Below are 25,784 nucleotides of genomic sequence, written 5' to 3'. Positions count from 1 at the left end.
TAATAGTTATAATTACGCTTTTAAAATTCAGTAGTAAATAGAAAAGTATTTTTCACCATGAAAGACGATCAGCGTAACAAGTATCTTGTATTTGTAAATATTGGCTTCCAGATGGCCATCATAATTGCAGGAGGTGTCTTTCTTGGGATTTGGTTAGACGGGAAATTTCCGAATAAATTTTCAGCATTTACAATTTCATTATCGCTTTTAGGCGTTTTCATTGCTTTGTATCAGGTAATAAGAAGTGTAAAAAAGATAAGTAAAGACGACGAATAGATGGGACGTCCATTTTTAAATTTTCTAAAGGTATTTGTGCCTTTTTCTTTGGTTTTATTTGCCATACAGTATTACATAACCTTTAATTATGTTGAGGCCACCCTATACTACAGTACGGTTTCTAATTATTCCTTTCATATTTTAGCAACTTTAGCAATTTATGCGACACTGCTTTTTATGAATCAAAATTATCAAGATAAGACCGGTTTTGTTTTTATGGGATTAGGCTTGTTAAAAATGCTTGCTGCAGTATTATTTTTACTGCCAGCATTGCTAAATGATGAGGTAGCAATTTTTGCCCAGGTTATCGCTTTTTTTGCGCCATATTTCATCTTTTTAATATTTGAAACCACTTTTACAATAAAATTGATTAATGGAAACAAATGATTGTCTATCAATCACTTCAATATATTTTGAAAATTGAGACAAAAAAATAAACGGGGACTTTCACATAAAAAATAAAAGTATACCTTTGCACCGAAATTTAGAGCCCATAATTTTATAAGTAGACCAGGTATTATGATAGCACAAAAATCGTTAAAGATTATAGTGACATTTGCACTAGCCTTACTTCCGGTTTTTTCTTTTGCATCAAAAGAGGACTCTTTAGCAGAAGCTGAGAAAGAATTTAATGCTACAGAAATGATTCTTCACCATATTGGTGATGCCCACGGATGGCATTTCTACGGAGAAGGAGAAAATTCTTTCACTTTATCACTTCCAGTGATCCTTTACACGGATAATGGACTGGTTACTTTTATGTCTAGTGAATTTCACCATGATACTGAAGGTCATCATGTTGTTGAGAAAGACGGAATGAGCTTTGTTAATCTTCACGAAAAAATCTACAGATTAGAAGATGGTGCAACCGAAATTGAATTTGATGCTGATCATCATCCTTTAAATGCAGAGCGACCTATTGACTTATCGATAACTAAAAATGTAGCGGCTATATTTTTGACCGTTATAATTATGCTTATCATTTTCACTAGTCTGGCTGCACACCATAAAAAACATAAACACGCTCCAAGTGGTTTTAATAACATGCTGGAAACTTTCGTTTTATTTGTTAGAGACGAAATTGCGATACCGCAAATTGGAGAGAAAAAATACATGAAGTTTATGCCATTTTTGTTAACGGTATTTTTCTTCATCTGGATTACTAATATGATTGGTTTATTACCTGGAGCAGCGAATGTAACAGGGAATATCGCAGTTACTGTTTCTTTAGGTTTATTTACACTAATTTTAATTATTGTAAACGGAAATAAAGATTTTTGGAAACACACATTGTGGATGCCTGGGGTTCCTACCTTTGTAAAGCCTTTGCTTGCAGTTGTAGAATTATTAGGGATCATTATTAAGCCAGCAGCACTTATGATTCGTTTATTTGCGAACATTACTGCAGGTCACATTATTATACTAAGTTTAATTGGATTAATATTTATATTAGAAAGTGTTGGAGTAGCTGGAGTTTCAGTACCATTTGCACTTTTTATATCGATATTAGAATTGCTTGTTGCATTTTTACAAGCGTTTATATTTACCATGCTGTCGGCTCTATTTATAGGGATGTCAGTTGAAGAACACGAACATCATTAACTTTTAATTTTAAATCTTTCAGTTATGGAATTATTGTATGTAGGACTTGCAGCTTTAGGTGCTGGTTTAGCGGTTATTGGAGCAGCTATGGGAGTTGGTAAAATTGGTGGTTCTGCCATGGATGCTATCGCTCGTCAGCCAGAAGCTTCTGGAAAAATCCAGACAGCTATGATTATTGCTGCGGCTCTTGTAGAAGGTGTTGCTCTTTTTGGAGTAGTAGCAGCTTTACTTGGAGTTCTTAAATAATTGAATTCTTTTTTATCCATTCGTAACGGTTGGTTACGAATGGATATTATTTAAATTTAAAAAACACTATGGATTTAATCACTCCTGAAATTGGGTTACTTTTTTGGCAAACGATAGTTTTCCTAGTACTTATTTTGCTTCTTGCAAAATTCGCATGGAAACCTATTCTTGGTGCTGTTAAAGAAAGAGAAGACTCTATAAATAATGCATTATCTTCTGCTGAAGAAGCTAGAAAAGAAATGCAAAATCTTAAAGCAGATAACGAGCAGCTGATGAAAGAAGCTCGTGCTGAAAGAGATGCTATTCTTAGAGAAGCTCGTGAACTGAAAGAAAAGGTAATGGCAGATGCTGCAGAAGAGGCACAAGGCAAAGCAGGTCAAATAGTATCACAAGCTAAAGAAAGTATTGAACTTGAGAAAAAAGCTGCAATGGCACAAATTAAAGCTCAGGTAGCAAGCCTTTCTATAGAAATTGCAGAAAAAGTAGTTCGTACAGAATTATCAAGTAAAGAAAAACAACACCAGATGATTGATAACATGCTTGGTGATGTTACTTTAAACTAATACTTTGTGATGAAAGGAACCAGAGCAGCACAACGTTATGCAAAAGCCATTCTTGAATTAGCTAACGATCAAAAAGTAGCTAACGAGGTAAAAGAGGATATGCTTAGTATTTCTAAAACTATCGCAGCTAGCGATGATTTAAAATCTACTTTAGCAAGCCCTATTATTAAGTCAGACCTTAAGATGCAAATCTTAAACGAGATATTTAAAGATATCAATGGTTTAACTAAGGGTGTTTTCAATTTACTGGTAGAGAATAATCGTATTAATATTTTAGGTATTGTTGCAACACAATACTTATTGTTATTTGATGATTCTATTTTAGTACAAAATGCTGTTGTTACTACTGTAGTTCCTTTAACTAAGGAGCTTGAAATTAAAATTCAGGCTAAAATAAAAGAGCTTACCGGTAGGGAAGCCACTATCAAGAATAAGATTGATGAAAGTATTCTTGGTGGATTTGTTTTAAGAGTTGGGGATCTTCAGTATGATGCAAGTGTAGCCAACAACTTAAACAAGTTGAAAACAGAATTTATAAAAAGCAACGCATACGTTTCTAAAATTTAATAAAAACCGCCCGTAGCTAACGAGGCATTTTATCTTAAATAATTATGGCAGAAGTAAATCCTGCTGAAGTTTCAGCAATATTAAAGAAACAACTTTCCGGATTCGAGGCAAAGGCTTCTTTAGACGAAGTTGGTACCGTACTTACAGTTGGTGACGGTATTGCTAATGTTTATGGTCTTTCTAACGCTCAATACGGAGAACTAGTTCAATTCGAAGGTGGTCTTGAAGGAATGGTGCTTAACCTTGAGAAGGATAACGTTGGGGTAGTACTTTTAGGATCTTCAAAAGAAGTTAAAGAAGGTTCTATAGTTAAAAGAACACAAAGAATTGCTTCTATAAATGTTGGAGAAGGTATTGTTGGAAGAGTAGTTGATACCTTAGGAGATCCAATCGATGGGAAAGGACCTATCGAAGGCGAAACTTTCCAAATGCCTTTAGAGCGTAAAGCACCAGGAGTAGTATTTCGTGAGCCGGTAACAGAGCCAATGCAAACAGGAATCAAATCTATCGATGCCATGGTGCCGGTAGGAAGAGGACAGCGTGAGCTGGTAATTGGTGACCGTCAAACAGGTAAAACTACTGTTTGTATTGACACTATTCTTAATCAAAAAGAATTTTACGATGCCGGTAAGCCGGTATATTGTATATATGTAGCTATAGGGCAAAAAGCTTCTACAGTTGCAGGTATTGCTAAAGTACTTGAAGATAAAGGCGCTTTAGCTTATACTACCATTGTTGCTGCAAATGCTTCAGATCCTGCTCCAATGCAGGTATATGCTCCGTTTGCTGGTGCTGCAATTGGTGAATATTTTAGAGATACAGGTCGTCCTGCTTTAATTGTTTATGATGATTTATCTAAACAAGCAGTAGCATACCGTGAGGTTTCTCTTTTATTACGTCGTCCACCGGGACGTGAAGCTTATCCCGGGGATGTTTTCTTCCTTCACTCAAGATTACTAGAGCGTGCAGCAAAAGTGATTAATGATGATGATATCGCGAAGACAATGAATGATCTTCCAGAGTCACTTAAAGGAAAAGTAAAAGGTGGTGGTTCTTTAACAGCATTACCAATTATCGAAACTCAGGCAGGTGATGTATCTGCATATATTCCAACGAACGTAATTTCGATTACGGATGGTCAGATTTTCTTAACTTCAGATTTATTTAACTCTGGTGTACGTCCTGCAATTAACGTTGGTATTTCGGTATCGCGTGTAGGTGGTTCCGCTCAGATTAAGTCGATGAAGAAGGTTGCTGGTACACTTAAATTAGACCAGGCACAGTTCCGTGAACTTGAAGCTTTTGCTAAGTTCGGATCAGATCTTGATGCTGCTACGATGAGTGTAATCGAGAAAGGTAAACGTAACGTAGAGATTCTTAAGCAAGGACAAAATGACCCTTATCCAGTAGAAGATCAAATTGCGATTATTTTTGCTGGTTCTAAGAACTTACTTAGAGATGTACCGGTAGATAAAATTAGAGAATTCGAGAGAGATTATATCGAATTCTTAAATGCGAAGCACAGAAACATTTTAGATACGCTTAAAGCAGGTAAACTTACCGATGAAGTTACAGATACATTAGCATCTGTAGCAAAAGAGCTATCAGCAAAATATAAAGGATAACATTTTATAAGCAAAGAGTGCAAAATAGCATTGTACTCTTTGTTCTATTTAGTATTTAGGCTAGTCCAATTTTAAAAATATGGCAAACTTAAAAGAATTACGTAGCAGGATTACCTCGGTTTCTTCAACGATGCAGATCACCAGTGCCATGAAAATGGTATCTGCAGCAAAGTTGAGTAAAGCTCAGGATGCTATTGAGTCTATGAGGCCTTATTCTCAAAAGCTATCACAGCTTTTGCAGGATCTAAGTGCTAGCTTAGATGATGATAGCAGCAGTAAATATGCAGAGCAACGTGAAGTTGAAAAAGTACTTGTAGTCGCTATTTCTTCTAACAGAGGTTTGGCTGGTGCTTTTAATGCGAATATCATCAAAGGAGTTAAATATGCAGTAGCAAACCACTATGGGGATAAAGATGTTCATCTTTATAGCATAGGGAAAAAAGCTAATGACATACTAAAGAAGAGTTTCGAGGTTTATAAAACTAATACTGAAATCTTCGATGATCTTAGTTTTGAAAATGTTTCTGTTATTGCTGAAGACTTAATGGAACAGTTTCTTGAAGGAAACTACGACAAAATTGTTTTGGTTTATAACCACTTTAAAAATGCAGCGACACAAGCTGTATTGACTGAGCAGTTTTTACCAATTCCTAAGTTTGAAACAGAAGAGGAAGTACAATTAGATTATATCTTTGAGCCTTCAAAACTGGAAATTGTAAAAGATTTGATTCCGAAGTCTTTAAAAATGCAATTGTATAAAGCTTTAAGAGATTCATTTGCCTCTGAGCATGGTGCCCGTATGACGGCGATGCACAAAGCTACAGAGAATGCAACTGAACTTAGAGACTCTCTTAAATTGTCTTATAACAAAGCAAGACAGGCTTCTATTACTAACGAAATTCTTGAGATCGTTGGTGGTGCGGAAGCGCTAAATAATTAAAAGATTTTTATTTCATATATTTAAAAACCCGGCTAGTCCGGGTTTTTTTAGTTTTAAATTTAGCCTTTATAAAAAATCTCTGTTTGGCATTCAATTTGATTTCTAATATGAGACAATCAAAACTTCAATTATGAAACCAGCTTATCTATTTTTCAGCATAATTTTTCTTTCTATGTTTACCAACTGCAGAAGTCATAAAGATCTACAGGAAACACCACCAGCGCAATTTCAGCAAGCTTACTATACTTCAGATAAAGGTCAAATGACTTTTTATCTTCCGGTAACCACTATTCAGAAAAACCGTGTAGAATTAAAGAATATCTATTTTAAGGGATTAAAATCCCCGGTTGTTCACGACGAAGATGAGGAGAATCGCTACACTGCGATATTTGATGTAAAGCAATCTGATTTTGTAATGAGTTCTGATCCTAAAGAAGAGTACGGTAATAAAATGCCGCAACGCCCGGTCGATAGCCCGATAAAGATCGAGAAAGATCAGGCACTTTTAGAGTATCAGGAAAGCGGAGAAACTAAATATTATCTAATAGATGATATCGAGGAGCGTAAATAGTCGCTTTCTTCGTAATTATTAGGATATTTGCAGGAAAACTAAAGCCTGTTGAGTACTTTAAAGCGATTTTTTCAGGATACAATCATTTACGGTATTGCCACTGTTGTACCAAGGCTTCTAAATTTTATTTTAGTCCCTTTACATACCGGTATTCTTGGTACCGGACATTATTCCATAAATACAACATTCTATATTTGGGCGGCATTTTTTAATGTTTTGCTTACGTATGGAATGGAAACTTCTTTCTTTAGATTTTTTAGTAGGGCAGACGATAAAAAGAAAGTTTTTTCGACTTCATTTATGGCGTTAACGGTAACAACCTTGCTTTTCTTTGGATTGGGAATGCTTTTTAGAGATTCATTTATGAATTTTCTAGATTTAGATCCTTTCTTTTTTAATATTCTTTTTTCTGTATTAATATTAGACACGCTCGTGGTTGTTCCTTTTGCTTATTTAAGAGCAACGAATAGACCAATTAGATTTGCTTCCATAAAGCTTTTAAATGTTTGTATTGTTTTTGCAGTTAATCTTTATCTATTGTGGCTCGTACCAAAATTCCCTGCGATTGCGCCAGAATATATTTTAAATCATTTTTCTGAAAAGGATATTTTAGGCTATATTTTTCTGGCAAACCTGGCTGCTAGTGTGGTGACGTTTTTAATTCTTTTGCCCTATTTCTTTAAAACTAAAATTCAGTTTAGTTTTTCACTCTTAAAGCAAATGTGGAAGTACGGTTGGCCAATCATGCTTGCGGGAATTTCATTCATCATTAATGAAAACCTGGATAAGCTTTTACTAAAAGATATCCTTTCCGAAGAAATTATGGGCGCATATTCGGGCTGTTATAAGCTAGCCGTTTTTATGATGATTTACATACAGGCATTCAAAATGGGAGCAGAGCCTTTTTTCTTTAATCATGCCAAAGAAAAAAATGCAAAAACAACCTATGCTAAAATCCTTAATTACTTTGTCATTACTGGTGGATTGATTTTGTTAGTTTTGGTCAGTTTTATAGATATTTTTAAGGAATACTTAATTCGGGACGAGGATTATTGGGTTGCAATGTCTATCGTTCCTGTGATTCTTTTAGCCAATTTATTTTTAGGTATTTATCATAATCTATCAGTTTGGTACAAGCTTACCGATAGAACAAGAATGGGAATGTATATTTCAATTTTTGGTGCGCTCATAACAATTGTGCTAAACGTTACGCTAATCGGTAAATTTGGTTTTATGGTCGCAGCGTGGGCAACTTTGGCTGCTTACGGGAGTATGATGCTTATTTCATATTTCTTCGGAAGAAAATACTACCGTGTACCTTACAACGTTAAGAAAATAGGATTTTATTTACTGCTTTCGATAGCATTATCGGCGGTAAGTTTTATATACTTCAGGCAAAATTATATAGTTGGAGCCTTATTTGTTCTCATATTTGTGGGAATTACGTACTTTAAAGAACAAGAAGACATAAAGAAAATTTTAAAACGATCATGACTATTAAAATAATCAACAAAAGTTCACACGATTTACCTAGTTACGCTACAGAAGCTTCCGCAGGAATAGATCTTAGAGCCGAACTTGCAGAGCCGGTAACTCTTAAACCATTAGAGAGAGCGATCGTAAAAACAGGATTGTTTATTGAGCTTCCTGTAGGTTACGAAGCGCAGGTACGACCAAGAAGTGGCCTTGCTGCTAAAAAAGGAATTACTGTGCTTAATGCTCCTGGTACCATTGATGCTGATTATCGAGGTGAAATTGGTGTAATTTTAGTGAATTTATCTAACGATGATTTTACAATAGAAAATGGAGAACGTGTAGCGCAATTAGTAATTGCCAAGCACGAGCATATTGATTGGGAAGAAGTAGAAGTACTTACAGAAAGTGTACGCGGAGCTGGCGGGTTTGGCAGTACAGGAACAAAATAGTTCTAACCTTTCTTTAAAATAGAATACTAAAATCAAACAAACGAATCCATGAAGATTATTGTACCCATGGCGGGAAGAGGTTCACGCCTTAGGCCACATACATTAACTACTCCAAAACCTTTAATTCCTATTGCTGGTAAACCTATTGTGCATCGTTTGGTGCAGGATATCGCAAAAGTATTAGATGAAAAGGTCGATGAAGTTGCTTTTATTATTGCTGAGGATTTTGGAGAAAAGATAGAAAACGATCTTAAAGATATCGCAGAAAGTTTAGGCGCAAAAGGAACAATCTATTATCAGGATAAACCATTAGGAACTGGCCATGCGATTATGTGTGCTAAAGATTCATTAAGCGGCCCCGCAGTTATTGCTTATGCAGACACTCTTTTTAAAGCAGATTTTACATTAGATAAAGATGCCGATAGTGTTATTTGGGTAAAGCAGGTAAAAAATCCTTCAGCTTTTGGTGTTGTGAATCTGAATGAGAATAGAGAAATAACCGAGCTTGTTGAAAAACCAACCGAATTTGTTTCAGATCTCGCGGTCATTGGGATTTACTATTTTAAAGATGTAGCTATCTTAAAAGCTGAACTTCAAAAAGTATTAGATAATAATATCGTTCATGGTGGCGAATATCAAATAAACGATGGTATTAAAGCTATGCAGGCAAACGGACTTCGATTTGTGCCCGGCAAAGTAGACGAATGGATGGACTGCGGAAATAAAAATGTAACCGTAGAAACCAACGGCAGAATGCTTAACTTTTTACATAAAGACGGTGAAAAATTAATCGCTGATAGCGTAAAAATAAAGGATACTGAAATTACCGAACCTTGCTTTATAGGCGAAAATGTAGAATTAATCAATGCTAAGATCGGTCCTCATGTTTCTATTGGGAACGGAACAAAAATTGAAAATTCAACAATAAAAAATAGTCTTATTCAGACTTTTGCTGAAGTAAAAAATGCAAAATTGGATAACGCCATGATTGGTAATTTTGCTAAATTCAACGGAGAATTTACCCAAATCAGTATCGGTGATTATTCTGTATTGGAATAGTTATTGAACCCAAATCCTAAAACCTATTTTGCTGAAAAATATATTCATATTGGTCTTTCTTGGAAACCTTTTTCTGTTACCGGGAAAGGCCTTTGCTTTTTTTCAGCAAGAAGAAGAAAATAGCGCTACAGTAAATACTGATCTTGGCGAAGTAGAGGATGCTTTTCAGGAATATTTTTTTGAAGCTCTAAAACAGCGAGGCATCGAAAATTACGAAAAGTCGAATAGCGTCTTACAAAAATGCCTGGCAATCGATAATAGTAAAGCGATTGTGTATTACGAAATGGCTAAAAACTATTATTCGTTAGAAGAGTTCGAAAATGCAAAACCGAATTTTATAAAAGCCTTAGCGCTTAAGCCAAAACAGGAGAATATTCTTAGAGATTATTACGAGAATGAAATTGCAGCTGTAGACTACGAAAGTGCGATAGTAATTCTGAGGGATTTAATCAAAATCGATAAAAAATATAGAGAAGATTTAGCCGATTTATATATTCTAAGCGATCATTATGATAGTGCTTTAAAGCTAATCGATAGTTTAGATCAGCAATACGGCAAGAATAATTACCGAACTAGGATGCGACGCCAAATCTATGCGCGTACCAACAATACCGATGCTCAGATCTCCAGTTTAGAAAAAGCTATTCAGGAAAATCCCGAAGAAGAACAAAATTACCTCAATCTTATCTACGTTTACAGCGACGAGGATATGGAGGAAGAAGCTTTTGATACGGCACAAGAACTTTTAAAATATAGTCCCGGTTCCAGTCTTGCTCATTTAGCGCTTTATAAATTTTTTCTGAATAAGGAACAGCCGGAAGATGCGGTAAATTCAATGGAAATTGTGTTTAGATCTGAAGAGATAGACGCAGCTTCAAAATATAAAGTTCTAAACGACTTTTTACTTTTTGTAAATGAGAATCCGCAATGGGAAAGTGAACTTATGAAAGTAAGTCAAATTCTTTCCAATTTGGAAAATGAGCCCTCACTTTATAGAAAATTAGGAGAGTATTATTTAAAAGGTGATAATAAAGCAGATGCTTTGCGTTATTTTGAAATGGGCTTGAAAGAAGATCCTGCTAATTTTGAGATGATAAAAAATACGCTGATTTTAAGAATCGATCAGCAACGTTTTGAAGGCGCTAAAGATCTTGCCTCAGAAGCTAGAGATATCTTCCCGGCACAACCAATTTTTTATCTATTAAATGGCGTAGCCTTAAATAAACTTAAAAATTATTCTGAAGCGGTCGAAATTCTTACTTTTGGACTGGATTTTTTAATTGAAAATCCAAGAATGCAAGCCGATTTCTATCAGCAGATTGCTGTTTCTTATACAGGTATGGAGGATAAGGAAAGTGCTAATGAGTATAAAGCAAAGGCAATTAAAATTTTAAAAGAAGAAACTAAATGATCAAACGTATAATAATTGTTGTCTTAATAACCATCACCACTGTTGCATGTGGAACAAAAAAAGCTGCAACTGGTTTTGAAAGGAGCAACGCGAAAGCATCTGGCGTTATTAAAAATCACTACGATAAGGCAGTTGATTTCAATACCATATCCGGGAAACTTAGAGCGACTTATCAAAACTCTGATAGATCACAATCGGTAAATCTAAGTTTTCGTATGGAAAAAGATAAAGCTATTTGGATGAGCGCCAGTATTCTTGGTTTCCCGATGGCAAAAGTTTACATCACTCCAGAGAAAGTAAGCTATTACGAAAAAGTAGGAAAATCATATTTTGATGGTGATTTCAGTTTAGTAAGTAAATGGTTAGGGACGCCGCTAGATTTCGATAAACTTCAGAATTTATTGATTGGCCAGGCGATTTATGATCTTAGGACAGATGGTTATACTTTAAGCGAATCTGCAAGAGGTTTTCAATTACTTCCGAAGAAAGAATCTGATGTGAAAAAAATGTTTATGCTAGATAGCAAAACTTACAAAGCTAAAGCACAGCAGTTGGCTCAGGAGGATAAGAATAGAAGTGTAACGGTAACTTACGATGATTATCAAACTATTTCTGGAAGAATTTTTCCTGAAACCATTACCATCATCGCAAACGAAAGTAGCGAAAGCACTAATATTACCATCCAGTATCGTTCGATTGAATTTGACGGTGACGTAAGTTTCCCCTTCAGTATTCCTTCTGGTTACGATGAAATTTCTGTAAAATGAAATTGAATTTCTTTAAATATCTCGTTGTTGCTGCAACCTTTTTGGTGGCTACCAATTCATTTTCTCAAAGCACAAGAGAAGCTTTGGAGAAAAAAAGAATGGAACTTCAAAACGAAATTCGTCGAATATCCGATCTTAGAAGTAACAACAAGAAAAAGGAAAAATCAATTCTGAATGAAGTTCAGGATTTGAATCAGCAAATTAAAAGCACCGAAAATTTAATACAGGTAACCAACAGGCAGGCAAGTCTTCTCACGCAGGAAATGAATGAGAATGAAAACAAAATTTCTAGTTTAAGGAAAGAATTAGAAAGTTTGAAAGCTGATTATGCGGTGATGATCAAAAAGTCTTATCGCAGCAAATCGCAACAAAGCCGGATTATGTTTTTACTTTCTTCGGAAAGCTTTTTACAGGCGTATAAACGGCTGGAATATTTAAAACAATACACAGAGTACAGAAAACAGCAAGGAGAGCAAATAAAGATCCGTACGGTCGATTTGCAACGTTTAAACACACGCCTTGCCTACCAAAAAGAAGAAAAAGATAAGTTAGTAGCTGAGAATCGCAAAACCAGAGCACGATTAGAAGAAAATAAGAAATCTCAGCAGGAATTAATGAAAACCATCACGGCTAAAGAAGGTCAGTTCGCTTCGCAAATTAGAAAAGCACAGCAGGAAATTGACGAAATTGAGCGTAAGATCGATGCGATGATTAAAGCTTCGATCGCTGAAACCAATAAAAAATCGGGTTCAGCAAAACGTGACGTTTTTGAATTAACTCCGGAAGCTAAAGCTTTAGCTAAAGATTTCGCCAGTAATAAAGGAAAATTACCCTGGCCTGTAAAAACAGGTACAATAAGTATGAAGTTTGGGAAACAACCACACCCTGTGGTTAGTAATATTTCAATTAACAATAGCGGTATAAATATCGATACCGATAAGGGTGGTAAAGCCAGAGCTGTTTTTGAGGGAACCGTTAGTGAAGTTCAGATCTTAAAAGGAGCAAACAAAGCGGTAATGCTAAGGCATGGAGATTATATCACGATTTACGATAACCTGGAAAGTGTTGCTGTACGAAAAGGAGATTATGTAAGCATCGGGCAGGAACTTGGTGTGGTGGCTACCAGTAAAAGCTCTGGTAAAACAACTTTACACTTTCTAATCTTTCAGAACACCAATAAATATAATCCAGAAAGCTGGATTCTAAATCGTTAAATTTCAGGTTTAAAGCAACCATTTTTAGTATTTAGCATCTATTTGATGTAATATTAGATTATGAAAAAAATAAGTGTTGCGATTATATTTATAATCGGGTTTTCCGCTTGTACCAGCGATGATGTGCTCGTCACCGAAAATCAGCGATTGGCAGTATTTGCAACTTTAACCGATTCCAATAGTGTTGCTTTAAAAAATATTCCGGTAAATGTAACTACCGATAGAGCATTAGAATATCATGTTTTAGGCGAAGCCAAAAGTAAAAATTTAGGAAGAGTAGATTTTGTATCGCTGGTTTCCTACAATCGCGGTCTAATCATCAATTTTAATCCAGAATATTCTAAAGATTACGTTCCCGGTTATTCATCGCTTAGTTTTATTGATTCCCTAAATATTGAAGGAAGAGATGGAATCATTAACCTTAAGCTTGTCCAGTTAAGTAAGATTAAGAACATAAGTCTGAATATCGCTATGGGAAACCAAACCGATAGCCTTGAATTTGTGTTGGAATATCGTAAGAAAAATCAATCTTTAGGGTTGTATGATGCTGAAGAAACCAATTTCTTCTCTAAAAATTATATTAGAAATTATCTAAGCTTAGATGAAGAGAATCGAAATTTTAAGGATACAATTTCAGTTCCTGAAGGCACTAGCATAAAAATCAAATACACGGCAAACACTGAAGTAGAAAAGGATACGATTGTAAAAGTGACTTCAGAAATCAACAATTTTAATTTTGAATTTTAGTTCCAGTACCATCCTTTTTTATATGAAAAAGTTACTATTCATATTCGGCATTTTTAGCTACACTTTTCTTCTGGCGCAACAAAGCGATGTTGAGGTAGTTGCACATCGAAACTGGTATCAACCAGAAGATCCTGAAACAATTTATTTTGAGCTATCTACTTTTTATCCTTTAGGAATGAGTGACTCTAGTTTTGGCAACGATTATCAACTAGATCAGGGAATTCAGTTTGGTGTACACGTGTTTATTGTTCCCGAATTTACTATTGGTCTTTATGGAAAATGGCATGGGAGCGAAGTCACTAATATTGAAAAAATAGGAAATATAAGCGAAACAAGATTCAACGAATATGGCCTTGAATTAGGATATTACTACGCTATTGATCGGCAAATGAATGTTCAGCTAACAGGAGCTATTGGAAGTGTAAATCTTAGAAATTTGGTGGATTTTTCTTCAAACTCTTTTTGGGAAAATGGGATAAGTTATAAGCTAGGAGTAGCCTTTGGTTATCGCTTCAATCAAACCTTGGCGATTTTCGCAAAAGTTTCCCCTTATTTTTTAAAATTGGATATAAAAAATGAGGCCTATGACGATTATTTAAACGATCATATTTTAATGGATTTTGGAGTTGGGTTACGCATTCATTTGCATAACCCTAATGGCTAAACTTAGTCCTTAAACAATGCTTTTAATTCAGTAGCATCGTTAGGCTTCAATTTTCCTGCAAGTACAAGGCTTAGTTGTTTTCTTCGTAAAGCGGCTTCAAAGCGATCTTTCTCTAAATCGGTTTCCGGTTTAAGGGGAGGCACAGGTACCGGAGCTCCTGTTTCATCTACGGCTACAAAGGTATAAATTGCTTCGTTTGCTTTGCTTCTAAGACCACTTTCACGATCTTCTACCCAAACATCTATAAAGATTTCCATAGACGATTTAAAGGCTCTAGAAATAGCTGCTTCAACGGTTACCACACTTCCTAGAGGAATAGCTCTATTAAAAGCAACATGGTTTACAGAGGCAGTAACTACAATACGGCGACTATGTCTTCTTGCTGCAATACTTGCGGCACGATCCATACGCGCTAGCAATTCACCACCAAATAAATTATTTAGGGGATTAGTTTCGCTTGGTAAAACAAGGTCGGTTAGTGTAGTTCTAGAATCTTTTGGGTACTTTAAATCCATATTTGCCAATTTTTGGCAATAATAGTGAGCTTTTAGGTAAATATCACTAAAAAAAGATTAAAGTTCCTGTACCAGCAACCAGGCTGCTTTGTCTTCACGCTTTAGTTTGTTAAGCGCATTTACTGCATCACGTCTGGTTTTATGGCTAGAAAATACCACTTGGTGAAGTCCGTATTTGTTTGCTCCGATAAGTCGAGCTTTATAACCTTCCTTCCTTAGTTCGTCTACTTTTTTCTCGGCATTTTCTTCCACTCTAAAAGCTCCTGCAACTAAATGAAAGTCGCCAGATTGCTTTTCTACATTAAAAGTAATGGCCGGTAATGGATTATCAATAACAAAAGTAGCTTCCTGAATTTGCTGTTGTAACTGGTTTTCAGCTTCCTGTTGTTCAGCAATATTATGTTCTGCAACCTTATTGCTATAAATATTTAATCCAGCCATTCCCGAAAGTCCAAGGAAAAGAACTCCTACAGCAGCATATTTAAGAAAAGCAGCTTTTCTATTTCTTCTTTCCGGAGTAAAGTGGATAGGTGCTTTTTCTTCAATTTCCTGAACCTGAGTTTTGTAAACTTCACGTTGAATTTTACTTGAATTCACAACATCAAGACCAAAAGAATCTGCCAGATAATTCACTTTATTAAAAGGCTCAAATTGAAGTGTAAAATCTTCAGAAACAGTAAACTGCCCAATATTAGGAATTTCAGCTTTATCCTGATCTTTTAGCGAAGTTTCTAACTGATGTACAAAATCTGCAATCTTGTTAAGCGCTGTCGTATAATTAATGCTTTCAGCATCAGCAACGTAATTTGCTAATAGGCCGTCGTTTTTAACTAACTGACGATTAAAGGATACCGTTTTCTTTGGTGGATAAAGATTATTGGTTTCAGCATCAAGAAACGCCGACTCTCTCTGAGATAAAAATGCACCAAATCCCGGTACGATAACGCACTCGTAACGGTAAAGTAAATCCTGTATGTAGTTAGCTATTATCATAATTGCAAAAATAACACGAAAGTGAAGTATATAAAAATAGAGAAACAATTTTTATTAACAAATGTTTTTTTGTTTAATTTTAGAGGAAAGCGATGGGATGAATTTTAATGATCTAAAATACGTCTTAGCACTGCAAAAAGCTCCTAATCTGGGAGATAGGACCGCAAAGAAATTAATAGCGAGGTTAGGAAGTGCTAGGGCTATATTCGAAGAAAAGCGACAAAATTTATTAAAAATTGAAGGAATTGGAGCGCTTAAACTGAAAGGATTATTAGATCCTACGAACTTTGAAGCGGCAGAAAGCGAACTCGAATTTATCCAAGACGAACAATTAAAGACCCATTATTTCTTAGAAGATAACTATCCTGAAAAATTAAAATACTGCCATGATGCTCCAATTTTAATGTTTTCTAAAGGAAAAATTCAGCTTGAAAATCACAGAATTATAAGTATTGTAGGTACACGAAAAATCACCAGCGCTGGCAAATCTTTTGTCGAACAATTTATCGAAGAGCTGAGTCCGCTTAATCCCATAATTGTTTCTGGATTTGCATACGGAGTCGATATCGCGGCGCATCGAGCAGCTGTCGCCAATAATTTACAAACTATTGGTTGTTTAGCACACGGTTTTAATCAAATTTATCCAAAAGTGCACGCAAAATATGTAGATAGTGTTTTAGAAAATGGTGGGTTTTTTAGCGATTTTTGGAGTACCGATAACTTCGGAAGAAATAATTTTCTAAAGAGAAATCGAATTATTGCTGGCTTAAGTGAAGCTACGGTAGTTATAGAAAGTGCCGAGAAGGGCGGAAGTTTGGTAACTGCGGATATTGCAAACTCTTACAATCGCGAAGTTTTTGCCGTCCCCGGTCGTCCCGGTGATAAATACAGTAAAGGTTGTAACGAACTTATTAAATCGAACAACGCCCATTTGTTAAGTAGTGCAGCCGATCTAGTCTATATGCTAGGATGGAAACTTCAGGAAGAAATAAAGCCCGTCCAGCAGCAATTATTTGTCGATTTAGATTCTGAAGAGCAGCAAATTTACGATCATTTAAAAGAAAAAGGGAAATCACAATTAGATACTATAGCGCTCTACTGCAATTTCCCAACTTTTAAAACGGCTTCAATTTTACTGAATATGGAACTTAAAGGTGTTATTAGACCTTTGCCTGGTAAATTATTTGAAGCTATTTAGTATCCTAATTTTGTGCGTACACGTTTTAAAACATCATTCGCTACTGTGGTTGCTTTCTCTTTACCAACGGCTAGCGCTTTATCAACTTCTTCAAGATTGTTGATGTAGTACTCATATTTTTCGCGAGGTTCAGCAAAAGTTTCTTTTACTAATTCGAACAAAGCTTGCTTTGCATGCCCATAACCAAAGCCACCAGCTTCATATTTTTGGCGTAAGTCGGCAGTTTGCTTTTTAGAACCTAATAATTTATAGATGTTGAATACGTTACAAGTGTCTGGATTTTTAGGTTCTTCAAGCGGAGTACTATCGGTTTGAATTCCCATAATTTGCTTTCTCAGTTTTTTATCGGTCTGGAAAATATTAATGGTGTTTTCTTGCGATTTACTCATTTTAGAACCATCGGTACCGGGAACGTACATGGTATTTTCTTCTACTTTTGCTTCAGGAATTACAAAGGTTTCGCCCATTTTTGTGTGAAAACGAGAAGCCACATCGCGCGTAATTTCTAAATGTTGTAATTGGTCTTTCCCAACAGGAACCACTTCAGCATCATATAAAAGAATATCTGCAGCCATAAGCATAGGATACGTAAAAAGTCCTGCATTTACATCTTCTAAACGATCTGATTTATCTTTAAACGAGTGGGCTAAAGTTAAACGCTGGTAGGGAAAAAAGCAGCTCAAATACCAGGTAAGCTCACTAGTTTGTGGAATATCACTTTGTTTGTAAAAAACTGTTTTTTCGATATCAAGACCGCAGGCAAGCCAGGTGGCAGCAACAGAGTAGGTGTTGTTTTTTAAAGTTTCAGCATCTTTAATTTGCGTTAGAGAATGCATATCTGCAATGAAAATGAAGGATTCATTTTCTGGGCTGTTTGCCATTTTTATTGCAGGCATAATAGCTCCCAACAAATTTCCTAAATGCGGTGTTCCTGTACTTTGTACTCCCGTTAGTATTCTAGACATGTAGTAATTAAATTTTTATACAAAGGTACTTTTTTTGTGGAATTGACTTGATTGTATTTACTACTTTTGGAACCTATGCGTTTTCTAAAAAATATTGCTATTGCAGTATGGAGAATCTGGTTCTATGTTTTACTCGTAGTGCCAATAATCATTATGTTACCGATATTGATTGTATTTACTTCATCCGAGCGATTTTATCCTCAATTCTTCTTTTGTGCAAGAATCTGGGCTAAGTTTATCATTTTCGGTATGGGGTTTTATCGTAAAGTTGTTGGTCGGCAGAAATTAGAAAAAGGCTATAGCTATATGTTTGTCGCCAATCACTGCTCTATTATTGATATCATGCTAATGCTTTCTACCATAAACCATCCTTTTGTTTTTGTGGGAAAAAAAGAACTAGTGAAAATTCCCATTTTTGGATTTTTCTATAAACGAACCTGTATTCTTGTAGATCGCAAAAATCCACAAAGTAGGCAAGCAGTTTTTAATGAAGCGCAAAGAAGATTAAAGCAAGGCAATAGCATTTGTATTTTTCCGGAAGGTGGCGTTCCCGACGATGAGAGTATTGTCTTAGACGAATTTAAAGAAGGAGCTTTTAAACTGGCTATAGACCACCAAATACCTATCGTTCCGCTAACATTTCATGATACTAAAAAGCGTTTTTCCTACACTTTCTTTTCTGGAAGTCCCGGCAAGTTGAGAGTTAAGATTCACGATTTTATATCGACCAAAGGGAAAACTCAGCAAGACCGTAAGGCATTAAAGCTGGAAAACAGAAAGGTTATTCTTCAGGAATTAAACAACCCAACCGTAACTTAATTTTTTAAAATTCGAAACTAAATCCTGTGTAAAGTCCGAAGAAAAAAGGATTCACCCCATCTACATTATTAAAACTATTTAATTGGTATTTGAATGTCGGCTCTAAATTTAGACGAAAATGATCGCTAAGTTGATAATCTACTCCCATCCCAATATTCGTGGTAAAACTCAGTTTTTCTAAATTATTTGCTTCTCCCAGCTCAATTTCCCCATTTTTAGAAGTAACACTAACCGAGTTTTCGTCTAAAAATAAACTACTGGCACCGCCGATTAGTTTTAATCCAATTTTTTTGTCGATTAGGTTGTATTCGATTTCAAGCGGAACTTCAATATATCCAAAACTTTGATTTATGGAACCCGATTCTACAGGGACATTCAACATAGAAAAATTATTAGCTTCAGGAGAAGTCACAGGGCTATCAAAAACATAACCACCATTACCTCTCGAATTGGTGCTCGTAATTTTGATATTCTCGCTTCCGTTTTCGTAATTAATATTAGCAAGATTGTTAGAAGCCATAGCATAATTATAAACGATATCCTGGGTTTTATAATTCATATTCACTTTGTTAATACCCGAACGTATTTTTACTTTTTCAGAAATAGCGTAGGCTAATTTGATTCCGTAAGACATCGTTACCTCGCTATTAGTTTGGTTGCCGGCTAAATCTGGATCTAAAGGACTACCAGTTCCTAAATTATCGTAATACACAGGAGCTGCAAAAGGAGAAATACTAATTTTCCCTGTTTTATTGGATGCGATTTTTATTTCTTCAGTAGTAGCATCTTTGTTTTGATCTTGTTCAAGAATCGCTACTGCTTTTTCATATTTTTCCTGATCATTAAACTTAGTAGAATCTGCAATAGCAATTTGATTCTCTTTTTTCTTTTTTGCTGAAGAAGTCACCGCTTCTTCGCTTATTCGATCTTGGGCTTTTTCCTTAGGATTATCCTGAATTTTATTCTCAAGATTCGCTAATTGTTGCTCTTTTTTTGATTGATGTAAATTGTTGTTTTTTGAATTTTTTTCTGTTTTTGCTGAAATGCTATTATCTGAAGATGAGTTTTGATTATTTCTAATAGCATTATTTTGGTTTGCAATTGCGCCTGAATTATTTGTGGAAACCTTATCTTCAGTATTCGAATACTCAGAACTTTCAGAAAGCTCATCAAGCGTTTTATTAGCGCTTCTTAAAGTAGAATCTACTGGCATTTCGATATTTGGTAGCGCTGATTTTTCAATATCAATGGTGATTTGAGGTTCTGTAATATTTGCAACGTTATTTTGGTAAAAATAGGCACCGGTTATAATGAGCGCTAAAATAGCTGCTACACTGCCAAGCTTAAACCAAAATGGTAAAATAACAGGCTTTTTTTCTTCCTTTTCCTGTAATTTCTGCGCGATATTTTTCCATACTTCTTCTCTGGGAGTTTGTTCAAAATCTTTGAACTTCTCCTGAAAAAGGCGATCTATATTCTTTCTCTCTTTCATAGGGTTTTTGCAGAAGAATTAATTTGACTTTTCTCGATATTATCCTTCAAAATATGTCGAGCTCGTGATAAATTAGATTTAGAAGTACCTTCTGAAATCTGAAGCATACTCGCAATTTCTTTGTGGGAATGGCCATCTAAAACATATAGGTTGAATACTTCTCGATAGCGTTGCGGTAGCTGTTGTACAATCTTTAATAAAAAATCTAAGGGTAATGAAGATTCTTCGTATTCCACTGAAGGTTCTTCTACCTGATCTTCGTTTGTGATACTGTATAATTTTTCTTTTCGGTGCTTTTGTAAAGCGGTATTTATTACAATTCTCTTCATCCAACCTTCAAACGATCCTAAATTATTGTATTGACCAATTTTGTCAAATATGGTCATAAAGCCATCCTGCAGATTATCTTCGGCCTGCTGGTAGCTATCAGAATATTTTAAACATAAGCCGAACATCTTCCCCGAGTATAACCGGTAAAGTTCTTCTTGAGCTTTTATATCCTTTTTTTTACATCTTTTTATGAGCTTTTCTAGCGTCAAAAAATCATGTGAGTTTAGTTGGTTACTTATGCGTTGGTTATCTGGTTTTCATCAGATTTTTATACAAACTGTAATTTAATAAAAACAAGCTTACTCTATTCTTCTAGATAGGTTGTTAGGATAAAGATTCTTGCAGTTATTTTTCTTTTTGCTGAATACTTCTATTTATGGTTTATAATGTATAGATACACTGAAATCTAAAAGGTTGCGTAGCTGAAAATAAAAAAAGCTGAAATTATATAATTTCAGCTTTTTAAAATGGACTATTAATCTTTTATTCTGCCGGTTCTTCAGGAGTAGGTTCTGTTTCTGGTTCTCCAACTGGGACATTTACAGTCATAAACTCATATTCATTTGTTGCAGTATTAATGCCGTTTACAAAACGAAATCTAACAGTATCATAGCGATCTTCATTTTGGGTAACAGTATTTAGTTTGAAGCCATTTCTGAATAAAGATTCAGTTTCAGATAAACTAGTTGCTTGCTCTGTACACTCTGTAACATTTGGATCGTAGGATGTTAAAGCCACAATATCATAAACCAGGATATTTTCTTCATCTTCATTTTCGTAAGATTTTCCATCGAATGCATAAAAAGTATGGCAGGCATCAGGTAGCGTAAAAGTTGCTTTTATATCGTAGCTTTCTTCATAATCAATAAAAGCAGGCAAGTTGTGGTTGGTGATTCTGGCGTACTGGTATGCGATGCTTGGACCGTCGTCATCACTATTACAACTAATAAGAGTGATGGCAAGAACTAATAATAAACTAAGCTTTTTCATCTTTGTATTTTTGGGTTTTATGTTGCTTAGATGAAAAAAATTAGAAAGGGTTGCGTGATATATTCATAAAAAAATCCCCGAAGTTGGGGATTTTATATAGAAAATTGATTTTAAGCTGTTTAAGCTTCTTCTTTCGCAACCTTTATAGCATCTTTTATTTTTACTTCTAGCTCATCCATTAAATCTGGATTGTCTTTTAAGATGGTTTTTACCGCATCACGACCTTGACCAAGCTTAGTATCCTCGTAGCTAAACCAAGAACCACTTTTCTTGATGATTTCGTAGTCTACACCGATGTCGATAATTTCTCCAATCTTAGAAACTCCTTCACCATACATAATATCAAATTCGGCAGTTTTAAATGGCGGGGCAACTTTGTTTTTCACCACTTTCACCCTGGTTTTATTACCCATTACTTCACTACTGCTGTTTTTAATCTGGGTAGATCTTCTAATATCTAAACGTACTGAAGCATAGAATTTAAGTGCGTTACCACCAGTAGTTGTTTCAGGATTTCCAAACATCACTCCAATTTTCTCACGAAGCTGGTTAATGAAAATCACTGTACAGTTCGTTTTACTGATTGTAGAAGTTAATTTTCTAAGCGCCTGAGACATCAAACGAGCATGTAGCCCCATTTTTGAGTCTCCCATTTCTCCTTCGATCTCACTTTTTGGAGTAAGTGCTGCAACCGAGTCGATTACAATAATATCGATAGCTCCAGATCTAATTAAATTATCCGCGATCTCTAGACCTTGTTCTCCATTATCTGGTTGAGAGATAATTAGATTTTCTATATCTACACCTAATTTTTCAGCATAAAATCTATCGAAAGCATGCTCTGCATCAATAAAAGCAGCAATACCGCCATCTTTTTGTGCTTCAGCAATAGCATGTAATGTAAGCGTTGTTTTACCAGAAGATTCAGGACCATAAATTTCAATAACCCGTCCTCTTGGGTAACCGCCAACACCTAGTGCTAAATCTAAACCTAAAGAACCGGTAGAAATAGAAGGAACATCAACAACTGCCTGATCTCCCATTTTCATTACCGTACCCTTACCGTAGGTCTTATCCATCTTATCCAGGGTAAGCTTTAGTGCTTTTAATTTCGCTTCTTTTTCTTTATCGTTACTCATGTTATTCTCCTGTTTTTTGCAAGTTGCTAAATTACTATAACTTTTACTAGGTCACAATTAATAATTGGCTAGTAATCATAAATTTTTTGATGCAATAAGATACAAAATCAAGCTACTGAAAACAAACCCTGGCATAGGTTGAGGTATTCAATTTTTTCTTCAATTTTAAAAAAATGGAACTTTAGATTTTTCTTAACGCTTGTTGTTTAGTTTTAAGCTTCTAGTATCTTTGCAAAAAAATCTTTAATTCTTAAAATTAGTATAGCATGCAACTGTACAATAAACTAAGCGCTAAAGAAAGAGAAGCTTTGATCGAGGAAGCCGGTGAAGACAGGCTAACGCTCTCTTTCTATGCCTATGCCAAAATAGGTAACCCTAAACTTTTTAGAGACCATCTTTTCGTTGCCTGGAATGGTATGGATGTTCTAGGAAGGATATATGTGGCTAACGAAGGTATTAACGCACAACTTTCGGTTCCTGCCAAAAAATTCAACGAGTTTAAAACATTTTTAGATAATATTTATTTTCTGGAAGGTTGCCGCTTAAACATTGCGATCGAGCAGGATGCGAAATCTTTCCTGAAACTAAAAATAAAAGTACGTAAAAAAATTGTAGCTGATGGCTTAAATGACGCAAGCTTTGATGTTACAAACAAAGGAATTCATGTTGATGCCGCAACTTTTAACCAGTTGTTAGACGATCCTAAGACAGTTTGCGTAGACATGCGAAACCATTATGAAAGTGAAATTGGTCATTTTCAGGGAGCTGTTACACCAGATGTAGATACCTTCAGAGATTCGCTTCCTATTATCGAACAGGATTTGGAAGAGCATAAAGAAGATAAAAATCTTTTGATGTATTGCACCGGTGGGATTAGATGTGAGAAAGCGAGTGCATATTATAAGCATCGTGGTTTTCAAAATGTTTACCAATTAGAAGGCGGAATTATAGAATATGCCCGCCAGGTTAAGAATCAACAATTAGAGAATAAATTTATTGGTAAAAACTTTGTTTTCGATCATCGTCGATCAGAGCGTATTACCGAAGATGTGATTGCACATTGTCACCAATGCGGTAAGCCTTGCGATCACCATGTAAATTGTGCTAACGAAGCGTGCCATTTACTGTTTATTCAGTGCGATGATTGTGCTATGGAAATGAATAATTGCTGTAGTGAAGATTGTATGAAAGTTCATGATCTACCTTACGAAGAGCAAAAAGAGCTTAGAAAAGGAAAAAGAAACAGCAATAAAATTTTCAAGAAAGGTCGCTCTGAAGTTTTAAAATATAAGAGTTAAGATTTCGTTCTAAATGGTGATGCCAATTAATATTGGTATCTTTACTGTTTAAGAACTGATTTATAAACCTAAAGAAGCTGAATTAGAAAGCAAATTTTTGAAATAGATCTTTGAGGTCCCGCAATTTAGGATAGAATGATGGTCGGGATATCAGATTTTTTCAACTAAATGAACTTGTTTTTTTAAAGCTTCTTATCAAGATATATAACATTTATGGCGTGTAGCAGTTGCTCTACCGGTGAAGACGGTAAGCCTAAAGGATGTAAAAGTAACGGAACCTGCGGAACAGATAGTTGTAACAAACTAACCGTATTCGATTGGCTTTCTAATATGTCCCTTCCTAACGGAGTAGAACCTTTTAATTGTGTTGAAGTACGTTTTAAGAACGGAAGAAAACATTTCTTTAAAAATAATGAAAATCTAACCCTAAGCATGGGTGATGTGGTTGCTACAGAAGCTTCCCCAGGTCACGATGTAGGGATTGTAAGTCTTACCGGAGAATTGGTGCGAATCCAAATGAAAAAGAAAAAGGTAAGCATAGATAGCGAGGAGGTTTTAAAAATCTACCGTAAAGCGACCCAAAAGGATATTGATATTTGGGAAGAAGCTAGAGGCAGAGAAGAAAAAATTAAAACAAGAGCTCGGGAAATTGCAATTCGCTTAAATCTTAGTATGAAGATAAGCGATATTGAATTTCAGGGAGATGCCTCAAAAGCGACATTTTACTACACTGCAGATGATCGTGTTGATTTTCGCCAGTTAATAAAAGAATTTGCGCGAGAGTTTAGTACGCGAATAGAAATGCGCCAAATTGGGCTTCGGCAAGAGGCTGCAAGACTTGGTGGTATTGGTTCTTGCGGGCGTGAATTATGTTGCTCTACCTGGTTAACAGATTTTAGATCGGTAAGTACTAGTGCAGCGCGCTATCAGCAATTATCTTTAAATCCGCAAAAACTCGCAGGACAATGTGGTAAGCTTAAATGTTGTCTTAATTATGAGTTAGATACGTATTTAGAGTGTCTTAAATCTTTCCCCAAAACAGACATCAAACTCTACACAAAAAAGGGTACCGCAGTATGCCAGAAAATCGATATTTTTAAAGGATTTCTTTGGTATGCTTATGAAGGGGAGTGGATGACGTGGCATAAACTAACTGCAGAGCAAGCAAATAAAATTATCGCTGCGAATAAGAAACGAGAAAGTATAGGAAGTCTTGAAGAATTTGAAGTAGTACTTCAGATGGAAGAAGAAAAGCCAGACTTCAATAATGTGGTTGGTCAGGATAGTTTAACTCGATTTGATAAACCACAACAGGGCAAAAAGAAACGTAGAAATAAAAAAAGAAGAAAGAAAAATAATCCATCTTCCTCAAATAATGCGAAGTAATTTTATTCTGATTTTTACCATTTTCAGCTTGTTGTTATGCAGTTGTGACTCCAAAAGGGTTTACGACGAATATAAATCTGTGGACGAGTGGAATAAAGATTCTATAGTTACGTTTAACATTGGAGAATTAGATTCTTTAAAAGCCTATAATCTGTTTATTGATATAAGAAACAATAGCAAGTTTAAGTATAGCAATTTGTATTTAATTACTGAAATTCAATTCCCAAAAGGAAAGGTGATCAGTGATACTTTAGAATATAAGATGGCTGAACCGAACGGAGAATGGCTTGGTACAGGTTTTGGCGATGTAAAAGAAAATAAACTCTGGTACAAAGAAAATGTGAACTTCAAAGAACCAGGGGAATATCAGGTGAATATTAGACATGCCATGCGTAAAAATGGTGATGTTGACGGAATAGACAATTTAGAAGGAATCACAGATGTTGGTTTCAGAATAGAAAAAACGACACAGAATAATTAGA

Annotated in this window: 29 protein-coding genes; 22 read left to right on the top strand and 7 right to left on the bottom strand. The window is 35.3% G+C overall.

Annotated elements, in window-relative coordinates; genetic code table 11:
- Positions 1-57 precede the first annotated feature (57 nt).
- From QWY91_RS13460 to QWY91_RS13380, 17 genes are all read left to right on the top strand, one after another.
- Complete coding sequence (locus tag QWY91_RS13460; RefSeq protein ID WP_290235920.1) at positions 58-276, top strand: AtpZ/AtpI family protein; 219 nt, start codon at positions 58-60, stop codon at positions 274-276.
- A 177-nt stretch (positions 277-453) separates the two neighbouring features.
- Positions 454-663: a hypothetical protein gene (locus QWY91_RS13455; RefSeq protein ID WP_290235918.1), complete on the top strand. Its 210-nt coding sequence runs from the start codon at positions 454-456 to the stop codon at positions 661-663.
- A gap of 132 nt (positions 664-795) precedes the next feature.
- Positions 796-1,878: a F0F1 ATP synthase subunit A gene (gene atpB, locus QWY91_RS13450; RefSeq protein ID WP_290235916.1), complete on the top strand. Its 1,083-nt coding sequence runs from the start codon at positions 796-798 to the stop codon at positions 1,876-1,878.
- Between the two features lie 24 nt (positions 1,879-1,902).
- The gene (atpE, locus tag QWY91_RS13445) at positions 1,903-2,124 is read left to right on the top strand and encodes an ATP synthase F0 subunit C (RefSeq protein ID WP_084841957.1); all 222 of its coding nucleotides are present in this window, start codon (positions 1,903-1,905) and stop codon (positions 2,122-2,124) included.
- A 68-nt stretch (positions 2,125-2,192) separates the two neighbouring features.
- The gene (locus QWY91_RS13440; protein ID WP_290235909.1) at positions 2,193-2,687 is read left to right on the top strand and encodes a F0F1 ATP synthase subunit B; all 495 of its coding nucleotides are present in this window, start codon (positions 2,193-2,195) and stop codon (positions 2,685-2,687) included.
- A gap of 9 nt (positions 2,688-2,696) precedes the next feature.
- Entirely contained in the window at positions 2,697-3,254 is a 558-nt protein-coding gene (gene atpH / locus QWY91_RS13435; protein WP_290237105.1) for an ATP synthase F1 subunit delta, read from the top strand.
- 44 nt (positions 3,255-3,298) lie between these two features.
- The gene (gene atpA, locus QWY91_RS13430; protein ID WP_290235906.1) at positions 3,299-4,879 is read left to right on the top strand and encodes a F0F1 ATP synthase subunit alpha; all 1,581 of its coding nucleotides are present in this window, start codon (positions 3,299-3,301) and stop codon (positions 4,877-4,879) included.
- A 79-nt stretch (positions 4,880-4,958) separates the two neighbouring features.
- Complete coding sequence (atpG, locus tag QWY91_RS13425; RefSeq protein ID WP_290235905.1) at positions 4,959-5,819, top strand: ATP synthase F1 subunit gamma; 861 nt, start codon at positions 4,959-4,961, stop codon at positions 5,817-5,819.
- A gap of 172 nt (positions 5,820-5,991) precedes the next feature.
- Positions 5,992-6,390 (top strand): hypothetical protein, encoded by a 399-nt coding sequence (locus QWY91_RS13420; protein ID WP_290235903.1) that lies wholly within the window; start codon positions 5,992-5,994, stop codon positions 6,388-6,390.
- 48 nt (positions 6,391-6,438) lie between these two features.
- Positions 6,439-7,884: an oligosaccharide flippase family protein gene (locus tag QWY91_RS13415; RefSeq protein ID WP_290235901.1), complete on the top strand. Its 1,446-nt coding sequence runs from the start codon at positions 6,439-6,441 to the stop codon at positions 7,882-7,884.
- Positions 7,881-8,315, top strand: coding sequence for a dUTP diphosphatase (gene dut / locus QWY91_RS13410; RefSeq protein WP_290235899.1), 435 nt, complete (start codon positions 7,881-7,883; stop codon positions 8,313-8,315). The genes QWY91_RS13415 and dut overlap by 4 nt, the downstream gene beginning before the upstream one ends.
- Positions 8,316-8,363: 48 nt before the next feature.
- Positions 8,364-9,374, top strand: coding sequence for a sugar phosphate nucleotidyltransferase (locus QWY91_RS13405; RefSeq protein WP_290235898.1), 1,011 nt, complete (start codon positions 8,364-8,366; stop codon positions 9,372-9,374).
- 28 nt (positions 9,375-9,402) lie between these two features.
- The gene (locus tag QWY91_RS13400; RefSeq protein ID WP_290235896.1) at positions 9,403-10,785 is read left to right on the top strand and encodes a tetratricopeptide repeat protein; all 1,383 of its coding nucleotides are present in this window, start codon (positions 9,403-9,405) and stop codon (positions 10,783-10,785) included.
- The gene (gene lolB1, locus QWY91_RS13395) at positions 10,782-11,552 is read left to right on the top strand and encodes a lipoprotein insertase outer membrane protein LolB1 (RefSeq protein WP_290235894.1); all 771 of its coding nucleotides are present in this window, start codon (positions 10,782-10,784) and stop codon (positions 11,550-11,552) included. Before QWY91_RS13400 ends, lolB1 begins: the two co-directional genes overlap by 4 nt.
- A complete protein-coding gene (locus QWY91_RS13390) occupies positions 11,549-12,766 on the top strand; it encodes a murein hydrolase activator EnvC family protein (RefSeq protein ID WP_290235893.1) in 1,218 nt (405 codons plus the stop codon). Before lolB1 ends, QWY91_RS13390 begins: the two co-directional genes overlap by 4 nt.
- Before the next feature lie 60 nt (positions 12,767-12,826).
- Positions 12,827-13,513 (top strand): hypothetical protein, encoded by a 687-nt coding sequence (locus tag QWY91_RS13385; RefSeq protein ID WP_290235890.1) that lies wholly within the window; start codon positions 12,827-12,829, stop codon positions 13,511-13,513.
- 22 nt (positions 13,514-13,535) lie between these two features.
- On the top strand, positions 13,536-14,177 hold the full coding sequence (locus tag QWY91_RS13380) for a hypothetical protein (protein ID WP_290235889.1): 642 nt from the start codon (positions 13,536-13,538) through the stop codon (positions 14,175-14,177).
- Between the two features lie 2 nt (positions 14,178-14,179).
- Here QWY91_RS13380 and QWY91_RS13375 read toward each other — a convergent pair whose 3' ends face one another.
- Both QWY91_RS13375 and QWY91_RS13370 read right to left on the bottom strand, forming a co-directional pair.
- A complete protein-coding gene (locus tag QWY91_RS13375) occupies positions 14,180-14,692 on the bottom strand; it encodes an acyl-CoA thioesterase (protein ID WP_290235888.1) in 513 nt (170 codons plus the stop codon).
- A 57-nt stretch (positions 14,693-14,749) separates the two neighbouring features.
- The gene (locus QWY91_RS13370; RefSeq protein WP_290235886.1) at positions 14,750-15,685 is read right to left on the bottom strand and encodes an HU domain-containing protein; all 936 of its coding nucleotides are present in this window, start codon (positions 15,683-15,685) and stop codon (positions 14,750-14,752) included.
- Positions 15,686-15,782: 97 nt separating this feature from the next.
- Here QWY91_RS13370 and dprA point away from each other — a divergent pair, with 97 nt between their 5' ends.
- Positions 15,783-16,883, top strand: coding sequence for a DNA-processing protein DprA (dprA, locus tag QWY91_RS13365; protein ID WP_290237104.1), 1,101 nt, complete (start codon positions 15,783-15,785; stop codon positions 16,881-16,883).
- Here dprA and trpS read toward each other — a convergent pair.
- Positions 16,880-17,848, bottom strand: a complete 969-nt coding sequence (gene trpS / locus QWY91_RS13360) for a tryptophan--tRNA ligase (protein WP_290235884.1) — start codon at positions 17,846-17,848, stop codon at positions 16,880-16,882. The two genes, dprA and trpS, sit on opposite strands and share 4 nt — an antisense overlap.
- Positions 17,849-17,923: 75 nt before the next feature.
- Here trpS and QWY91_RS13355 point away from each other — a divergent pair, with 75 nt between their 5' ends.
- Positions 17,924-18,667, top strand: coding sequence for a lysophospholipid acyltransferase family protein (locus tag QWY91_RS13355; protein ID WP_290237103.1), 744 nt, complete (start codon positions 17,924-17,926; stop codon positions 18,665-18,667).
- 4 nt (positions 18,668-18,671) lie between these two features.
- On the opposite strand, the gene QWY91_RS13350 is transcribed toward QWY91_RS13355, so the two are convergent.
- The 4 genes from QWY91_RS13350 to recA all read right to left on the bottom strand — a co-directional run bounded on the left by QWY91_RS13350 (position 18,672) and on the right by recA (position 22,618).
- Positions 18,672-20,159 (bottom strand): porin family protein, encoded by a 1,488-nt coding sequence (locus QWY91_RS13350; protein WP_290235882.1) that lies wholly within the window; start codon positions 20,157-20,159, stop codon positions 18,672-18,674.
- Positions 20,156-20,698 (bottom strand): RNA polymerase sigma factor, encoded by a 543-nt coding sequence (locus tag QWY91_RS13345; RefSeq protein ID WP_290235880.1) that lies wholly within the window; start codon positions 20,696-20,698, stop codon positions 20,156-20,158. Before QWY91_RS13345 ends, QWY91_RS13350 begins: the two co-directional genes overlap by 4 nt.
- A 274-nt stretch (positions 20,699-20,972) precedes the next feature.
- Positions 20,973-21,479, bottom strand: coding sequence for a hypothetical protein (locus QWY91_RS13340; protein WP_290235878.1), 507 nt, complete (start codon positions 21,477-21,479; stop codon positions 20,973-20,975).
- Positions 21,480-21,598: 119 nt separating this feature from the next.
- Complete coding sequence (recA, locus tag QWY91_RS13335) at positions 21,599-22,618, bottom strand: recombinase RecA (protein ID WP_290235876.1); 1,020 nt, start codon at positions 22,616-22,618, stop codon at positions 21,599-21,601.
- A gap of 266 nt (positions 22,619-22,884) precedes the next feature.
- On the opposite strand from recA, the gene trhO reads away from it, so the two are divergent.
- From trhO to QWY91_RS13320, 3 genes are all read left to right on the top strand, one after another.
- Positions 22,885-23,916 carry an oxygen-dependent tRNA uridine(34) hydroxylase TrhO gene (gene trhO, locus QWY91_RS13330; RefSeq protein WP_290235875.1) on the top strand — a complete coding sequence of 344 codons (1,032 nt, stop codon included), beginning with the start codon at positions 22,885-22,887 and terminating at the stop codon, positions 23,914-23,916.
- A gap of 213 nt (positions 23,917-24,129) precedes the next feature.
- Positions 24,130-25,302, top strand: coding sequence for a PSP1 domain-containing protein (locus tag QWY91_RS13325; protein ID WP_290235874.1), 1,173 nt, complete (start codon positions 24,130-24,132; stop codon positions 25,300-25,302).
- Positions 25,292-25,783 carry a gliding motility lipoprotein GldH gene (locus QWY91_RS13320; RefSeq protein WP_290235872.1) on the top strand — a complete coding sequence of 164 codons (492 nt, stop codon included), beginning with the start codon at positions 25,292-25,294 and terminating at the stop codon, positions 25,781-25,783. Before QWY91_RS13325 ends, QWY91_RS13320 begins: the two co-directional genes overlap by 11 nt.
- Position 25,784 lies beyond the last annotated feature (1 nt).

Source organism: Zunongwangia endophytica, assembly GCF_030409505.1.
In the GTDB taxonomy this organism is placed as follows: domain Bacteria; phylum Bacteroidota; class Bacteroidia; order Flavobacteriales; family Flavobacteriaceae; genus Zunongwangia; species Zunongwangia endophytica.
This window is presented reverse-complemented; position numbering and strand designations above follow the sequence as displayed.

Coding starts and splice junctions, on each gene's coding strand:
- QWY91_RS13390 (WP_290235893.1), top strand. CDS start 11,549: ATGAAATTGAATTTCTTTAAATATCTCGTTGTTGCTGCAACCTTTTTG.
- lolB1 (WP_290235894.1), top strand. CDS start 10,782: ATGATCAAACGTATAATAATTGTTGTCTTAATAACCATCACCACTGTT.
- atpB (WP_290235916.1), top strand. CDS start 796: ATGATAGCACAAAAATCGTTAAAGATTATAGTGACATTTGCACTAGCC.
- QWY91_RS13370 (WP_290235886.1), bottom strand. CDS start 15,685: ATGATAATAGCTAACTACATACAGGATTTACTTTACCGTTACGAGTGC.
- QWY91_RS13325 (WP_290235874.1), top strand. CDS start 24,130: ATGGCGTGTAGCAGTTGCTCTACCGGTGAAGACGGTAAGCCTAAAGGA.
- QWY91_RS13350 (WP_290235882.1), bottom strand. CDS start 20,159: ATGAAAGAGAGAAAGAATATAGATCGCCTTTTTCAGGAGAAGTTCAAA.
- QWY91_RS13340 (WP_290235878.1), bottom strand. CDS start 21,479: ATGAAAAAGCTTAGTTTATTATTAGTTCTTGCCATCACTCTTATTAGT.
- atpH (WP_290237105.1), top strand. CDS start 2,697: ATGAAAGGAACCAGAGCAGCACAACGTTATGCAAAAGCCATTCTTGAA.
- atpA (WP_290235906.1), top strand. CDS start 3,299: ATGGCAGAAGTAAATCCTGCTGAAGTTTCAGCAATATTAAAGAAACAA.
- QWY91_RS13460 (WP_290235920.1), top strand. CDS start 58: ATGAAAGACGATCAGCGTAACAAGTATCTTGTATTTGTAAATATTGGC.
- QWY91_RS13375 (WP_290235888.1), bottom strand. CDS start 14,692: ATGGATTTAAAGTACCCAAAAGATTCTAGAACTACACTAACCGACCTT.
- QWY91_RS13355 (WP_290237103.1), top strand. CDS start 17,924: ATGCGTTTTCTAAAAAATATTGCTATTGCAGTATGGAGAATCTGGTTC.
- QWY91_RS13455 (WP_290235918.1), top strand. CDS start 454: ATGAATCAAAATTATCAAGATAAGACCGGTTTTGTTTTTATGGGATTA.
- trhO (WP_290235875.1), top strand. CDS start 22,885: ATGCAACTGTACAATAAACTAAGCGCTAAAGAAAGAGAAGCTTTGATC.
- trpS (WP_290235884.1), bottom strand. CDS start 17,848: ATGTCTAGAATACTAACGGGAGTACAAAGTACAGGAACACCGCATTTA.
- QWY91_RS13320 (WP_290235872.1), top strand. CDS start 25,292: ATGCGAAGTAATTTTATTCTGATTTTTACCATTTTCAGCTTGTTGTTA.
- atpG (WP_290235905.1), top strand. CDS start 4,959: ATGGCAAACTTAAAAGAATTACGTAGCAGGATTACCTCGGTTTCTTCA.
- recA (WP_290235876.1), bottom strand. CDS start 22,618: ATGAGTAACGATAAAGAAAAAGAAGCGAAATTAAAAGCACTAAAGCTT.
- QWY91_RS13385 (WP_290235890.1), top strand. CDS start 12,827: ATGAAAAAAATAAGTGTTGCGATTATATTTATAATCGGGTTTTCCGCT.
- atpE (WP_084841957.1), top strand. CDS start 1,903: ATGGAATTATTGTATGTAGGACTTGCAGCTTTAGGTGCTGGTTTAGCG.
- dprA (WP_290237104.1), top strand. CDS start 15,783: ATGAATTTTAATGATCTAAAATACGTCTTAGCACTGCAAAAAGCTCCT.
- QWY91_RS13440 (WP_290235909.1), top strand. CDS start 2,193: ATGGATTTAATCACTCCTGAAATTGGGTTACTTTTTTGGCAAACGATA.
- QWY91_RS13380 (WP_290235889.1), top strand. CDS start 13,536: ATGAAAAAGTTACTATTCATATTCGGCATTTTTAGCTACACTTTTCTT.
- dut (WP_290235899.1), top strand. CDS start 7,881: ATGACTATTAAAATAATCAACAAAAGTTCACACGATTTACCTAGTTAC.
- QWY91_RS13420 (WP_290235903.1), top strand. CDS start 5,992: ATGTTTACCAACTGCAGAAGTCATAAAGATCTACAGGAAACACCACCA.
- QWY91_RS13405 (WP_290235898.1), top strand. CDS start 8,364: ATGAAGATTATTGTACCCATGGCGGGAAGAGGTTCACGCCTTAGGCCA.